This is a genomic window from Phycisphaerae bacterium, from assembly GCA_019636475.1.
In the GTDB taxonomy this organism is placed as follows: Bacteria; Planctomycetota; Phycisphaerae; order UBA1845; family UTPLA1; genus JADJRI01.
The window spans coordinates 266668-281604 of sequence record JAHBXN010000005.1 but is presented as its reverse complement, the minus strand read 5'-3'; the positions used below and the strand labels follow the sequence as shown (position 1 = coordinate 281604).

At 59.7% G+C, this 14937-nt stretch carries 12 protein-coding genes; 4 read left to right on the top strand and 8 right to left on the bottom strand.

Annotated elements, in window-relative coordinates; translation table 11 throughout:
* Positions 1–8 precede the first annotated feature (8 nt).
* From KF841_10310 to KF841_10300, 3 genes are all read right to left on the bottom strand, one after another.
* Positions 9–857 (bottom strand): prepilin-type N-terminal cleavage/methylation domain-containing protein, encoded by an 849-nt coding sequence (locus KF841_10310; GenBank protein ID MBX3395748.1) that lies wholly within the window; start codon positions 855–857, stop codon positions 9–11.
* A gap of 69 nt (positions 858–926) precedes the next feature.
* Positions 927–1748, bottom strand: coding sequence for a type II secretion system protein (locus KF841_10305; protein ID MBX3395747.1), 822 nt, complete (start codon positions 1746–1748; stop codon positions 927–929).
* A gap of 132 nt (positions 1749–1880) precedes the next feature.
* Positions 1881–3170 (bottom strand): type II secretion system F family protein, encoded by a 1290-nt coding sequence (locus KF841_10300; protein ID MBX3395746.1) that lies wholly within the window; start codon positions 3168–3170, stop codon positions 1881–1883.
* 732 nt (positions 3171–3902) lie between these two features.
* Between KF841_10300 and KF841_10295 the strand changes: the two genes are divergently transcribed.
* Both KF841_10295 and KF841_10290 read left to right on the top strand, forming a co-directional pair.
* The gene (locus KF841_10295; GenBank protein MBX3395745.1) at positions 3903–4754 is read left to right on the top strand and encodes an NAD(+)/NADH kinase; all 852 of its coding nucleotides are present in this window, start codon (positions 3903–3905) and stop codon (positions 4752–4754) included.
* Positions 4744–6705, top strand: coding sequence for a hypothetical protein (locus KF841_10290; GenBank protein ID MBX3395744.1), 1962 nt, complete (start codon positions 4744–4746; stop codon positions 6703–6705). Before KF841_10295 ends, KF841_10290 begins: the two co-directional genes overlap by 11 nt.
* A 373-nt stretch (positions 6706–7078) precedes the next feature.
* Here the strand turns inward: KF841_10290 and KF841_10285 are convergent, their stop codons facing one another.
* From KF841_10285 to KF841_10275, 3 genes are all read right to left on the bottom strand, one after another.
* Positions 7079–7510: a DUF393 domain-containing protein gene (locus KF841_10285; protein MBX3395743.1), complete on the bottom strand. Its 432-nt coding sequence runs from the start codon at positions 7508–7510 to the stop codon at positions 7079–7081.
* Positions 7511–7631: 121 nt separating this feature from the next.
* Positions 7632–8186 (bottom strand): hypothetical protein, encoded by a 555-nt coding sequence (locus tag KF841_10280; GenBank protein ID MBX3395742.1) that lies wholly within the window; start codon positions 8184–8186, stop codon positions 7632–7634.
* Positions 8187–8404: 218 nt separating this feature from the next.
* On the bottom strand, positions 8405–9151 hold the full coding sequence (locus KF841_10275; protein ID MBX3395741.1) for an endonuclease: 747 nt from the start codon (positions 9149–9151) through the stop codon (positions 8405–8407).
* 518 nt (positions 9152–9669) lie between these two features.
* Between KF841_10275 and KF841_10270 the strand changes: the two genes are divergently transcribed.
* The gene (locus KF841_10270) at positions 9670–10380 is read left to right on the top strand and encodes a hypothetical protein (protein ID MBX3395740.1); all 711 of its coding nucleotides are present in this window, start codon (positions 9670–9672) and stop codon (positions 10378–10380) included.
* A 54-nt stretch (positions 10381–10434) separates the two neighbouring features.
* On the opposite strand, the gene KF841_10265 is transcribed toward KF841_10270, so the two are convergent.
* Complete coding sequence (locus KF841_10265; GenBank protein MBX3395739.1) at positions 10435–11583, bottom strand: hypothetical protein; 1149 nt, start codon at positions 11581–11583, stop codon at positions 10435–10437.
* A 141-nt stretch (positions 11584–11724) separates the two neighbouring features.
* Complete coding sequence (locus KF841_10260; GenBank protein ID MBX3395738.1) at positions 11725–13623, bottom strand: metallophosphoesterase; 1899 nt, start codon at positions 13621–13623, stop codon at positions 11725–11727.
* Between the two features lie 163 nt (positions 13624–13786).
* Between KF841_10260 and KF841_10255 the strand changes: the two genes are divergently transcribed.
* Positions 13787–14740, top strand: a complete 954-nt coding sequence (locus KF841_10255; protein ID MBX3395737.1) for a hypothetical protein — start codon at positions 13787–13789, stop codon at positions 14738–14740.
* Positions 14741–14937 lie beyond the last annotated feature (197 nt).

The following is a 14937-nucleotide window of genomic DNA, read 5'->3' as shown; positions in this document are numbered from 1 at the left end:
GTGCGGCACTATTTCTTGTCTCCCGTCATCGGTTGTCCCGAAAAACGATCCAGAAGAACCACCTCGCCAAGGTTGGAGTAACGGCGTCCCGGCCGGGTTTCACGGAGGAGTCCGGTGATCAGCTCGATTGGCGAAGGAGCGTCACCGACGATGCCCTGAGCCCTGGTCCAGTCGCAAATCACGAAGCCACGCGTCGAGGTGATCGCCGTATCGGCGGAAGTCACCAGCGGTTGAATTGGCAGCTGCTCCCGCAATGCGAGATTCGGCAATTCAGATTCCAGACGATTGCGCTGGCCGGCGGCGCGAATCGAGCCATCTCGAAATCGGTAGGAGCGGGTTGCGATGCGGCGCGTGCGCGTGACCAGTCTGCCATTTTCATCGAAGCAGAGGGCAGTCCATGTGAGGTTGTCCATGTTCTGCTCATTGTCAGCGGTGGGGCGATAGGTCGGATCGTCGTAGTCGACCGGAAAGACAGCGACCATCGGCTTGCCGTTCGATCCGACGGGCAGCGTCGCAAGGCGGTTGTAGACCGGAGCGAAGGCATACCCATCCGTGAACGGCGGTGCAATCCCGCCCGAAAACGGGTCCCATGCGCCGCCCCGGGTCGGCGGATTCAAGTGCCACAGTTCAAATCGACCGCTATAAGGATTAATGACCATCATCGCTTCGATGTGGTTCTCGATGGCGTAATTCCGAGCAATCGCGGCCGAGGCAAGGATCATGTTCCTGGCTTGCGCCATCGCGCCTTTTTCCCGCACATTTCGGAATGCGAATGTCGAAACGGTCATGAGGATTGAAATAATCGCAATCACCACAAGCCATTCGATCAGCGTGAATCCGCGCGAAGTGCAGGCCACGCCGGTCCGATGACCGGCAGGTCGCCTCGCTTGAGATTGTTCCATCACGCGCGGATGCATCTCACACTCCTACGGAACACTGATCACGATATTGTCGGCGGCTTCGTCCAGATCGACCGTCGGCGGCACACCGATGCGCCAGACGTCCCCGAATTTTCGATTCGGACCAGCCGACTCCAGCACGAACCCGACGGCTTTGCGAAATGCGGGTGACGCCGGATTCGCGGTCGGTACAGGTAGATAGCCGCGGTATGCGTTCGAGTCGCGGTAAACCCAGAAGTAGCGGTAAGGCGTTCCCCACGGATCAACCACAACCCGTGCCGGGACATTGGCATTGCCCGCCGTCGCGGGAGGAAGCTGAATCAGGAAACTGCCGCCATCGACTTCCGAAACCCGTTTGATGATCGCTCCGGCGTCCGTGTCCTCAAGGTATGGTCCGCTGCCTGAGCGGGCCAGCAACGCATAAGTCAGGCAGACGTTCGCCGCCATCACATCGCCGCCGGTACCGTCCGAACTGACCACGCGGTCTGGAAGCGTGTAATTGATGAGATCCTCAATGACGCCGCTTCCGAGACCGGTGAGACGGAAAGCGGCGTGGTCATTGAATGGGCTGATCGTCTGATAGTTCGCATTGTTGAAGACCCGGATCGGGAACGGATCCGGCCAGGCGCGGTCCGCAATCACCCGTCCGCCGATCTCAGGACGAGGCCAGTACCCGGCGTACCGCTCGATTCCCGCGGCGATGAGCTGCAACTGCTGCTGTGCCAAGGTCCGGGCTTGCGAACCGATCATTGAACGGCTTGCGACGATGACGATCGTCAGGAGGATCGCAAGGATGCCAAGACCGGCAAGCATCTCAAGCAGCGTGTAGCCAAACAGAAGGCTTGGCAATCGCCGTTCGTGCGTCCGCGGTCGGCCACCCGAAACCCGCCGAAATGTTGCGATCCCTGAAGTCACGACTGTCTGATCCTGTTCAAGCCATCAGGACCGGTGTCCCGTGGCAATCTAACTCTCGCTGACACATCATCCGCCGGTGAGATTGTTCACCAGGCTCACCATGGGAAGGAACAAGGCGATAACAATGAAACCGACAATCATTCCGAGGACGATGACCATGACCGGCTCAAGCATTGCGACCAGGCCTTGGACGAGGGTCTCGATCTCGTCATCGTAATTGTCGGCGACCTTGATCAGCATCTTGTCGAGATCGCCCGTTTCTTCGCCGACGTCCACCATGTTCACGACGATGGCGTCACAAACGCGCGTCGCCTTGAGCGGAGCGGCAAATGACTCGCCCTCGCGAATCGAGTCATGCACGCGTTGAAGCGCACGGACGTAGACCTCATTGCCTGAAGTATCCTTTGTGATGTTGATGGCCTCGAGAATGGGGACACCGGCCGCGATCAGCGTTCCGAGCGTGCGCGTAAATCTTGACACGGCGGATTTCTGCAGGATGTTACCCATGATCGGAATCTTTAATTTGAGCACATCCAGCGCATAGCGTCCCCCCTTGAACTGGCGAGTGAGTTTCCAGATCGCAAATATCAGTACCGGGGTCGCGATAATGATGACCCACCCGGGGATGGTCATCGGAATTTCCTCGCCGTTCGGCCCGCGCGTCACGCCGACCATGAAGTCCGACATATCAAGCAGCAGCACCGTCAGTCCGGGCAATTCCGCATCGAAGTCGGCAAAGATCGTCTTAAACTTCGGAACGACGAAGTACATGATGCCCGCGACGATCAGGAACGCGAATGTGATCACCGCCGACGGGTAGATCATCGCGCCAATGACCTTGCGCTTGAGCTTCTGAGCCTTCTCCATGAAGTCGGCCAAGCGCTGGAGGATGACGTCCAGAACGCCGCCCGCCTCGCCGGCCGCAATCATGTTGCAGTACAGTCGGTCGAAAACGCGCGCGTGGCGAAACATCGCCTCCGACAGCGTGGCTCCGCCCTCGACATCTTCCGCCACCGCTCGAAGCGTCACGCGGAGCACGCCGGGTTTCTGCTGCTGTTCGAGGATACGAAGCGAACGAAGAATGGGCAGACCTGCATCCATCAGCGTCGAAAGCTGGCGTGTGAACTGCGTCAGTTGCTTGGTCGAAACGCCGCCAATTCCGCCGCCGCCTTTGCGCTTTGCGCCGGGGCCGCCGGGGCCGGCTGCTTTCTTCGGGCCGCCTTTTTGCTTGACCTTGGTCGGGAAGTATCCAAGGGCACGGATTTTTGCGATCGCCTCCTCAGACGTCGGCGCATCAATCTCGTCCTTGTGCTCCTGCCCGGCGGCATCCATCGCTTCGTATTGAAATTTCGCCATGATGAGAGCCTCCGCATCGATGCGGACAAAATGGGCGTTACGCGAACGCCCGAAACATCTCCGATTTCCCTCGGCGGGAGTGTACGAAGGCGGATTGTCCCCGATCCCGTACCTGGCTGCACTCGTCGCGGTCGACGACGTCGTAAAGCAGCCAAGGCGGGCCGCCGTCGTTCGCAACTCACGGTGATTATTCGTGGTGCCTATGTGTCCGACGAGCCGGCAGCGACCGAAGTTTATTCAGCTCGACGCGAGTCATGCCGGAGGTTGTTCTCTGAGTATTGTTCAGTATTCGTGATATAAGTACTTATTGAGTAGTATGTTGCGAGAAGCCACCGTATCGGCTCTCATCCATGCTCATTCTATGAACGCCAGGCCATCGGCGGTGCCTGGATTGCACTTATTTTCGGACTCAGTCAGAAGGCCGCGCTGCGCGCGGGCTCGCCGCGGACCATCCCGGATTCTGCGAAAAGCGCGCGGGCGGACAGTTCTAAAAAAGAGTTGGATTGTCCTTGTTTGGGGTCGTGCCGTTGCCAAGCCTCGCCCGATCCCCGCGCGACCTTCCCGTGCCGCTTTTCGATAAACCGATCGCCGGTTCTCCGTTATAATTTCGCAACCGGTGCTACGGCAGGGCTTTGCGCGGCAAAAACGGCGGAGAAACGCGCGGCGGCGCCACTGGCGGAGACTCAGCGTCCGGCCCAACGATCCCGTTCGCTCCCACTCGGCAGGAATGAAATGTCACAAGAAAAACCAAAATGCGGCGTGTTCCTGCTCGGCAATGCGAGCAAACCGTTCGTGTCTGAGGCGTTTGCCCGCCTGGAAGCGTGGCTGAAAGACCGAGGCATGCTGGCGGGCTCGGACATGGACGGGCACCCTGAGCGCGTGAACGAGTCCGTCCCCGACTATTTGATCGCGTTGGGCGGAGATGGCACGATCCTGCACGCTGCTCAAGCGATGCAGCAACGCCAGGTGCCGATCATCGGCGTCAACATGGGTAAGTTGGGTTACCTGGCCGACTTCGATGAGAACGAAATTTACGATTCGCTGGAGAAGTTGATCGGACAGGAGCAGTTGATCAGTCACCGATTGGTGCTGGATGTACGCGTGATCGATCCCGGCGGGGACGTGTGGACCGGCATGGCTCTTAACGATTGCGTAGTCCGCGTCGGCGATCCGTATCGCACGATCAATCTCGAAGTCACGATCGACGATCAGCCGCTGTGCGTATTGGCGGGGGATGGTGTCATTCTTGCGACACCCACTGGATCGACGGCGCACAACATGTCATGCGGCGGTCCGATCGTGGAACCGGCCGTCGAGGCAATCATCATGACGCCGCGTTGTCCGCATTCGTTCACGCACCGTCCTGTCGTGGTTTCGGCGAGTTCGCGCGTGTGTATCCGGGTGCTGCCGCAGAGCGTCGGCGCTGTGACCGTCCTGGATGGTCAGCGCGTGCGCAATCTGATTCCGAACACCCGTATTTTCGTGTCAAAGTCGCCGCACGCGGTGCTGCTGGTTCGCAACCCGAAGCGCCGCCCGCTCGACACGTTGATCAGCAAGCTCAAATGGGGTGTCGATGTCACCTGAGTCGCGGGCCGGTCGTGATTCTCGCTCCCTGTCCGCGCAGAGGCCTCGTCAGTTCAAAGAGATACCGCTCCAATCCGATCATTCCGCCGCGGCCGGCCACTCGGATTTCACATCCATTCGCGGCGAATCACTATGTGGCGGATGGACCGTCGCGGCCTGCGTCCTGATCGGCTGGCTCGCCACGATCGTGCTGGGCTTCTTTTCAAATGGTGTTCATCACGACGATGATCTCGTTCATTTTCTCATGGCGCGATGGGCCTGGTGGTATCCGAAGTATCTGCTGCATGTCTGGGGCCGACCGGGTTTCACGATTCCGATGGCAGCGGCGGCATGGCCGGCGGATATCGACGTGGCTTGGCACGCCTCGAGATTCCTTTCCGCAACGGTATCGGCAGGTGTCGCATACATGGCAGCCTTGCTTGCCTACCGGAGCGGCGCTCCGCATCCATGGCGAGCCGTCGCGTTTTGCTATCTGCAACCGTTGTTCTGTGTGCTCGGGTTTACGACGCTGACCGAGAATTTCACGGCGTTCTACCTTGTGATTGCGGTGCTGCTCTTGTCGCGAGGGCGAATTGTCTGGGCGGCCCTGCTGTTCTCGCCTGCGCTGCTGACCCGGCACGAGGCTGTGATCTTCGTGCCGATCTGGTGGTCTGCCCTGGCGTGGGTGGGATGGGGTGGTGCGGGGCGAACCGGGTTTCCCACGGAATCGAATCCGCGCCCTCTGCGACGCCGTGTCGTTCTTTCGGCCGTGTTGAGCCTCTGGGCGCCGATCGCACACAATGTCCTGTTTCGCGTATTCCTTGGCGCCTGGCCGGTCTCGATTTTCTTTCAGCCGCGCGGTTCGACCGAGTATCCGCCGACGGGGTGGAGCGCGTTTGTGCCGGACGCGCTCTATGCCGTCACGCCGCTGATCGCCGTGCTGGCGGTGGTCGGTGCGGCATCGAGTCTTTCTTCGCTTCGGTGTCGCGCACGCGGCACGCCATCGGACCGTTTCGCAGCCGCATCCGACGCGCTGGTTGTCATTCTTCCGGCTGCGTTTTTTCTCGTGCATGCCGTCATCAAGGCGACGGGAATCTATGCCAGCGGCGGCTATGGTCGATTCATGGTGGCGGTTTCCCCGTTCGTTGCGATCCTGGCGGTCCGAGGTTTAGACACGCTTGTCGGTGATGTCAATGGAGCGGCACACCGCGACATCGGATCGACGCCGGTGGCGCGACGTCACTGGAAGTTGGCCGCCTTCGTCTGGCTTGTGCTGTTCGTCGCGCTCGAATGGGAAAGGGCGGTCGGTCGGCTTGTGCCGACAAATGTGCCGAGTTGGTGGGCGGTGCGCGTGATCCTGGCGGGCGTGGTGCTGCTGACTGCCGCTGCCGGATTCGTAGTCGGCGGTCGTTGGAAGCGAGGGGTGCGCAGTGCGTGGGTCCTCGCAATGCTCATTCCGGCCTTGTGCCAGTTTGCGGTGCAGGTTCGGCCACTGACGTTGCGTGCAGCGCAAATTGCTGCGGCGTCGGTGGTCCATGAGCTTGACCGGCGGCAGTTGTCCGACCGCCCGATTTTTGCGGCGAGCGGCTGGTTCGCATACGGTCTCGGGCTCGTGGAGAATCCAAGGGCGATGAAGAACGCCGTCCTGCTCGCGTCGATGCCGACTGGGACGATCCTTATCTGGGACGCGAAGTACAGCGAGAGCGACTATCACGGGCTGCGGTTGGACGAAGTGTTGTCGAGCGGCGCGTATCGCGAGTTGAAATCAGCTGGCGATGATCCACATGGCCAACGGCTTGCAGGATACCATCTCTTCGAAAAGACGCATGAAACGCCGATTCCGCAGTATGTGCGACCGTCCTATCCACGACCAATGATTGGCGAAGGACCGTCGGTTCGGGGAATCTTTTACCAGCGCGATCCATCCCGACCGCGCGCCTTCGCTCGGGTTCAAGTCGGAAACGCGCTTTGAGTTGTCGCGCTCGAGTGAGGAACGGGCTGAATCACAAAATAGGGAGAACGCCCTATTTCATTGGGCGTCGTTTTGGACCAAGATCATCGTATTCTCCACTTCATTGAAAAGACTCCCCGGAGAGAGCGACAGCGCATGGAAGCGCTGTTTGTCTAGCAAAAATGCTGTTTGGCTGGGAAGAAAATAAGGAAGCCCGCAGCAAGTGCGGGCTCCTAGTTCCCGACTCTCGGGCCGGAGAGTAGAGAAAGGAAAGGAAGTCTCTAATCGGGAACCAATTAAAAAGTACCCACTCTTCATCGCTTGTAAAGTGGAAAAATCCTGTTTTCTCGAAAATCACAGCCAATTATTGCAGCAACCGGCTTCCCGACCTCACTTAAAGGCGTTTCTTTCCAGGGGTGTGATTGCCGCCAACCCCGGGGGATGACGGCTCATTCAATTCTCGCCGACGAGGGCGACAGGCGGTTGCACTCGTCCGGCGCCAGACTGCCAGACGTCGATACATCCACCGCGAGCACTGAATGATCCCCGGAATTGCGCCAAACACGCCGATCGGCCACACCCAAGCGGCACGCCGCATGATGTAAAGTGCGGCATCGGCGCCACCCAGAACCGCTCCGGACCCGGTAATCACCCTCATTTCATCGCGGAGTTGCGCGGTCCTTCGCTCGTCCGGCGGGAGTGATTCGAGCCAGTCACGAATCGGCATGAAGTCGAACCGGTCAGATTTCAGGAATGGGATGATCCGGTTGAGCAGCCTGTTGCACAGGTCGCACTCATTGTCCCAGATGATCCGTGGACGGGCCATACAGGGACAGGTTAGCACGGCTGGGTCGATCCGGCTTTTGAAAAAATTGATTGGATGGGCGCGAAACCGCTGTGCGGCTGCGAGGTGCCGCACACCGTATGGGTTGCCTCGATTGAACGACTCACGCGGAGACGTCAACCCGGCCACCGACCGACGAACCTCCCGCGCCGGGCGCGACCCCGGTATCGGTGCCATAGGGTGTTGCCTGCACCGCGCTGGAGCTGGTAGCTGTTGAGAGCTGCGTCGTTTCGGTCGTGTAGGATTCGTAGTAGGTCATCTTCGACGTCGTCGGCTGCTGCCCGCCGGCAAGCATCAGCAAGGCGAGCAGGTTATTCTTTTCGTCATCTTTTTTCTCCTTGCCGCCGAATAGGGAACTCAGCAGGGCAAGAACAAAAATCGACATTTTGTTGAAGTCAACCTGTTCGAGCGTCATTGAGTAGGATTGCGAGGTCGCTCCAACCGTCCGGCCGTATTGGTTGGCGGTTTCAAGCCCGGTTGCGCCTGAAACCGAATCGCCAGAAGGAGGACGCGGCGACGCGCCTTGTCCGACGTTCAGTTGATTTGCAGTGACGGAATTGATGGCCGTCTCACCCTTGGTCGTCGCGGTTGTCCTGGCGTCGATGCCCGAGGTAGACAGATTGACGTTAGTGGACGATGAGATGCTGATGTCGCTCATTGCAGGCCTCCGGGAAACAGATCGATGGACAGGTGACTGGTTGCAAGAGGCATGCGACTTTTGCGCGACGCGGTGAATACGTCGAGGAGTGCGATAATAGCGATCTCGGCGGCTGATCTACTCCACTCAGCAGATATGGGTTCGGTCTGTAGCGATTAGTCAACTTTTGCGGCGGTGTTGCGTGCCGGCGCCGGCGTAGCCGAGCGGTGTCGGGATTGCTAATCGCATCGTCCCTCGAAGACGCAGTCGACCCACTCCGGATGATCGATAAATGGATTCCGATTGCCCTGATATTCCTCGATGATGTCGTTGCGCCGCCGCTCCTTGTCGTCAACCGGATCTTCATGGTGCCACCGAATCAGTGTTGAGAGGCGCCCCATGTATGCCACGTTGCCCGAGCCGGTTCGGATGCGGTTCATTTCATCGGTCAGCACGAGGTCGGGTTCCGGACGATTGCTCACTGGATCGATTCCGCCTTCGTACCGAACATCGAGGTACAGCAGCGCCCGCGCGACATCGCCGCGACGCCCGATCCACGTTTCCCATTTGCCGGACTGCGCCGAGCCGATGGTCCAGTTTGACTGTCCCGGATATTCACCCGCGGGCGTTCCGTTGCCGCCCGTTCCGTTACTTGCCACTGTCGGTTTTTCAATTCCCCCCGGACAATCGTCATAGGGTTTGTTACCGCGACTGGAGTTGTAACTGACGTTGCAAAGGAACAGATGGTGGCAGTCGGTGTAGGGCAGGCTTGATTCGTTCGGGAAACCGTATGACTTGGGCCAGGTGTGCTCACGATTATACGGCCCGTTCCCGCCGCCGAATTTCGTGATGGATTCGTTGCGATAGAGATCGAGAATTCGGGTCGGATCGCCGGGGTTCTCGTCGGCGCGTTCGAGGACGATCCAGACCTGGGCATAGGTCTGACGCCGATGCCCGCGGATTCGCTCGTGCAGCGTTCGGCGCATGCCCTCCTGCGTGGCTCGATCGATGGACTTGTAGTAGTTCGCGTGCGGGCTTGGTGCGGGCGGCGGCGCGGTTGGAATCGACTCTGCTGTTGCGCGATCGGTCGCTGCGAGTTCGACTGACTGGCGGGCACAGCCAACGAAGAACCCTGCAAGCATGACGCCGCTGAGAATCCATGTTTGTATGCGGAATCCGCAAATCATCGGGGGCACTCCTCATCAAAACCCAGGGCTACGCAGACGGCTGTTCGGAGATTGAACAACCAATCAGGACGAGAGGTCAACAGCGAATAAGTGGCAGGATGGTGACAAAGAAGTGCGGTCCCTCGTCCACGGTCGGAAATTATGGTGGAATTCGTCGATAAATTCTGTAGTGGACCGGTTCCAAACGGTTCGCGGATTTGAGATGTGACGCCGGGCATCGCAGGTTATCATGCGGTGTGTCGAGGGCATATGTCGTATAGAGGCATGACACCCGGCACGGGCGCGTGCGTCCGCGCAATGGAGAACGGATTCTCCGGATGTTGGCACAATTTAGCGACATGACAACCGAGCAATCGCTGTTCGTTTTCGGCGTGGCAATCTTCGCGCTGATGATGTTCATGATTTCGCTGCGCCGACGGCGGCTTCGGGACGGATCTCCGCGGCAGTACCGGCGAGAGATTGACAGTGCCACGCGCGAGAGCACGGCGATCCGCCAGGATCTTCAATCGGTGCTTGTGGAGTTAAACGACCTTTCACGCACGGTCAACGGGCAGATCGATACTCGCTTCGCAAAGCTGGAGATAAGCATTGCTGATGCCGATCGGCGCATCAACGAGTTGAAGTCGCTTCTGGCGCGGGCCGAGTCGCTTCGGAAGCAGGAAGGCTCGGGCTCGACGGACTCGGGCGATGCGGCGGGCGAACAGGTCGCGCGAGAGAATGCCGAAGCAGCGAAAATGGAGTGGCTGGTCTCGGACGATGCGACGACACAGATCCGAAGCGAAATTTCCGAAGTCACATCGGCCGACGAGCACGCATCCGTTGAGCCGGCCGGCACGCTCTCGAAATCCGATGGGACCGATTCGATCGCGATGGACGAGACCGACGCGCTGCACCGGAGTATTCAGGAATTGTCGGACGCCGGATGGGCGCCGGTGGAAATCGCCAAGCGCGTCGATCGGGCGATCGGCGAAGTGGAACTGATTCTTCATCTGCGTCGGAGGGCCGCGAGATCCCGCGCGGGTCTTTGAGCGCGCGAGGTGTGTGAGGGGGCAATCGCCGTATCGACCGGTGACTCGTTCAGGTCACCTGATCAATAGGATGCCTGCCTGCTGTGGCGTGACGGATTTCTGATATTTGGCGTAGGACTTCGCCGACTCACGCAGGAAGGCGTCGTCGATTTCGCCGGATTCCAAGGCGGCGAGCATTCCGCTCAGGACGTAGGCCTCCGGCGTAATCGATTCGCGTGCGAACAAGGCGGAGTAAAGCCCGTAATCCTCGGCGGGCCGATGCAGCAGCACCGCACTCCGCGGAGCGATGTAGAAAACGCCGATCTGACGCGCCGGGGGCGGGCAGTCCGCGAGCGGTGTGAAGGGGTCCCAGTATTGGGTCAGCATCCGATTCTGACCGAGATAGCCGACCAGAACACTCTCAGCCCCGAAGGCAATGTCCTGTCCGTCCACGCGGATGAAGGTCGTTTCGCCGCAGAGCGCTTCCTGAAGGGGCCGGTTCATCGCTTCGACAATATTCGACTGCGGCCAGGCCAGGGCGAGCAGATACAGGTCGAAAGGGGCTTCGACCGAACGCGCGCGCCATGCCGCTGTCGGCTCGATGCGCTTGCGCAGAACGATTCGAGATAGTATCGTTCCGCCGGTGCCTTCGTCGGCGTAGACACGCTGCCAACCGGCATCCTTGACCATGTGTGTTTCCACGCCGAATCGCGCTCCCCAGTACATGTTTGACACCGGGGTGACGCCGTCGCCGAATGCACGATGGCGCTTGCGGCCGTCGTCATACAGCGCGATGTGGACGGTGACCGTGATGTGACCGCGATCGTGGATGAGTTGGGCCAGCGACGGGCCGAACTCGATGGATGGTTTTGGCCGGTCTGCCGGTGGAGCTGCAGGCGGATCGCCGCGGCGGTGCTCAACACCCGCAGCGAAATTCGTGGCCTGGCTTCCGAGTTGTGCGGCGGGTCGCGACAAGCCGTGCTGGCGACTCTCAGCAGAGTGAGGGAGGTTGGAGCCGACCGCGCGGGCCGGTGCGGAGTTGCTCGTTATGCCGGAATCACTATCGGAATGTTCGCCGCGAAAGACGAAGTAGCTTGAAACGGCAAGGCCGAACAGGAGTGCCGCAAGGAAAGTGTACGTGACTGATCGCGGATGGTAGACAATGGCCGCCGCCCGCAGGACGAGCAGGTGGATCAATCGCATCGGTTTGGCGGGTGCGGGCATATCGCGGGCCTCCGATGACGGCTCGGTTCCTCCTTGTCAAAGTGATCCGACCGCTCAGTGAGCCGGGGGAATGACAGCGCACGATTTTCCATGCGACTCAGTTCATGGCTCGCCGCAATAATGGCGCCGGGGCGCCCTAGATCACTCTTCGTCCGCCTCGGACAGGGCATCATCCATCTGCAACGCCACGTCGAACGTCTCAATGCGACCCAGCGGGTCTTCCAGGAAACTGATCTGCACCTTGTGCGGCCCCGGACTGACCCGCCGCAGGTTCACGGCAAGGGGGATTGAGATATTCTCGCCGGGCTTCATCGTCAGCGGCAGTCGCGACACAATCTCCGGATCGGGATGCAACTGGGCGCCATTGACGCGAATCACCGGCCACGCGGCGATTTCAATCTTCGATTCGTTCGTCAGTTTGACGGCGACATCGGCCTTGCTTTCGAAATAGGTGAGGCCGAAGTCAGTCGACTTCGGTCGGAAGCGCCACTGGCGCGGACCTTCCAGCGCGACGACGATCGGAGGTTTGGGCGGGATGTCCTTCGGATTGGTCGATGCCATGATGCGTACAGCGCCTTTGTCCGGCAGATCGTAGGATACTTCGCAACCCCAATGATCGCCGGCATCGACCATGCGGACGATGCGACCGGGGGCGATCACGGGCTTCTCATTACCTCGTTTGGCAACGCGAATCCAGAGGCGAGCGTTATCAAATGACTGGTTCAGTGCGTTTTGCACGGTCGCGCCGACCTTGCTCGAGGTGCCGTCATTGGGCGCATCGAAATAGACACGAAGGCGGCCGGATGGAACGGAGTGCTGCAGCGGCTCCGGTGCCGTATCGTTGGCATAGGTATACGCCAGGTTGTCGCCATCGATCTCGATCACGCGATAGTGACTGAATCCGGTGGCCCGGTCCCGCATGCAGGTGCTTGACTGATGCGTGCGTGCGAAGTGGAAGTCGTCGAGACCGTCGAGCTTGTGGGCGAATTCCTTGAAGTCCCAGTCGGTTGATCCCCCTGCGACGTAGAGCTTGATGTGGTGGTCCCTGACGTAGTCTTCGATACCGCCGCGCTCTCGCCAGATGTCGAGTATCCCCATTTCGTCGCTGTTGGCGCAGAGGAAATTCATGCGCTTGGTTTTGTTCCGTTTGAGATCCGCCTCAATCCACTGAATCTGCGAGTAATCCTGGTCCAGGGGATTCGCCGGGTGGTCCAGCAGCAGGATGCCGTGATAGTCGCCGTAGTCGATCGTGCCCATGGGGCCGGTCGCGACGAACTTCGTGAAGCTTGCCTCGTGGTCGTGCGATCCGCAGAGCATGTAAACGGGGGCGTTGAACTGCTCGAAATACTTCAGGACGCGCGCCCAACTCTTCGGGTCGTCCGCGACACGGGACCACTCGGTGTAATCGCCAGTCGCAACGATGAACTCAGGCCCGAGCAGATTGATCTCCTTGGGCAGCATGTCGTCGAAATCGGGCGCCGTCGGATCGCCGATGTTCATGTTTGACAGATGAACGAATCTGAACCGGTCCTTGAATCGATCAATGATGCGAACGCTCCGGCGGGAGAAATACGTTTCATCCGGTGTTTTCACTTCAAGATCGTACAGACCCGGCTCGATCTTCTCGGCGACTTGCAGGACAATATGGCAGTACTCCTGGTTGAAATAAGAGGGCGGCGTCTTCGGTCGCAGCAGTGAACTGATTGACGGCTCCAGCGCATGGCGAAGTGAAAAGCCGACGTCACCCTTGAAGTTGGGCGGCAGGCTCATGACGAAATAGAACGTGTCTCCCGGAGTGACGAAAATGGGACGGCCCTGCGAAGGTTCGCGGATGATCGCGCCGTCGACCGGACGGGTTACCGAAGGTGGTGTCGTATTTGTGTCACTTTCGGGGGGATTTCCCTGCCTGGGCGATTCCGGACCGGCCGGACGCGCATCATCTGCACGGGCGGCGACCCCGAAGGCGAGAATCAGAGTGCAGGTCAAAGTCGGCAGGAATTGCGTTGGTGAACGTCGGCCCCGAAGCGGGTGCGAAAGCATGTGTCACTCCCTCGACAAATTCTGTCGTCCGTAACAAAAAGTGTTGCTTCAGTGCAACAAGTTGTTATTATAGGACAAGGGCTGGAACAGGCAAAGTCTTTGTTGAACGAAAGCGGATCGATCCGATCCGGCGATATGGGAGGAGAAATGGAGGCGGCGCTCGATGAATCGAAGGCCGTTTCGCATCGTGTTGGCGGAGCCGTTTTCCGAGGCTGTCGTCAATAAGCTGCGTGGAGTAGGGGAGGTGACCATACTTCCCGACTCCGCTCCCGCGACCATCATCGGCGCGATGGCCGAGGCGGATGCCCTGCTCGTTCGCGCCAAGGCACATGTCACCGCCCGCATCATTGATTCGGCGCCAAAGCTTCGCGTCATCGGTCGCGCGAGCCAAACCATCGATCACATCGATCTGCGCGCCGCCAAGCGGCGCGATATTCCGGTTGTGTACTCGCCGAATGCCGCTGTGAAATCCGCCGCTGAATTTGCGCTGGGCCTGATGATCGCCTCGCATCGCCACATTCCTGTTCTGGACAGCCAGGTACGCGAGGGGCGCTTCGACATCGCGCGGCAGATTCAAGTGCGCGAGTTTCGGTATGCGGTCATTGGGTTTCTGGGGCTCGATCCGGTCGCGGAGCACGTGGGCAGAATGCTGGAGCAGGCCTTCGACTCGACCATGATCTATCACGATCCGCTCGGCGGGGAGCCTGGATCTTTCAAAGCCCGTTCCGTCAGCTTCGACGAACTGCTCGGCACGTCGGATGTCCTTTCAATTCATCTTCGGCAGTCGGTTTCGCCGCGCCGGATGATTGATGCCGACGCGCTGGCGAAGATGAAGCCGGAGGCGACACTGGTCAACATCACGCGCGGCTCCGCGATTAATTTGATCGCTCTTGCTGCGGCCTTACAGAGCGGTCGCCTGAGTGGGGCGGCGCTGGACGTATTTGAGACCGAGCCGCTGCCTCTTCAGCATCCGCTTCGACGTTCGCCGAATTGCCTGCTGACTCCGCATGTTGCCGGGCTGACGATTGATTCCCTGGAGGAGCGATCCACGGTTGCGGACGATGTGATCCGAGTCCTCATCGGCGAAGCGCCTCGTCATCCTGCCCAATTGCCGTAATGGATCTCCGTCGGGCCCGGGCGCATCGGGTTTCAAAGCACTTTTCGACTGGATTGATCGGTGCGCCGCCGCCCATCCGCCTTTCTTGACGCTGCCATCGACCGTTTTTATCCTCATGCTCGAAAACACCCGCGACGGTCGTGCGCCGCACGGTCCGCTCGCGAACGGCTATTTGCGATCCGACGTCGGTAGGCCGG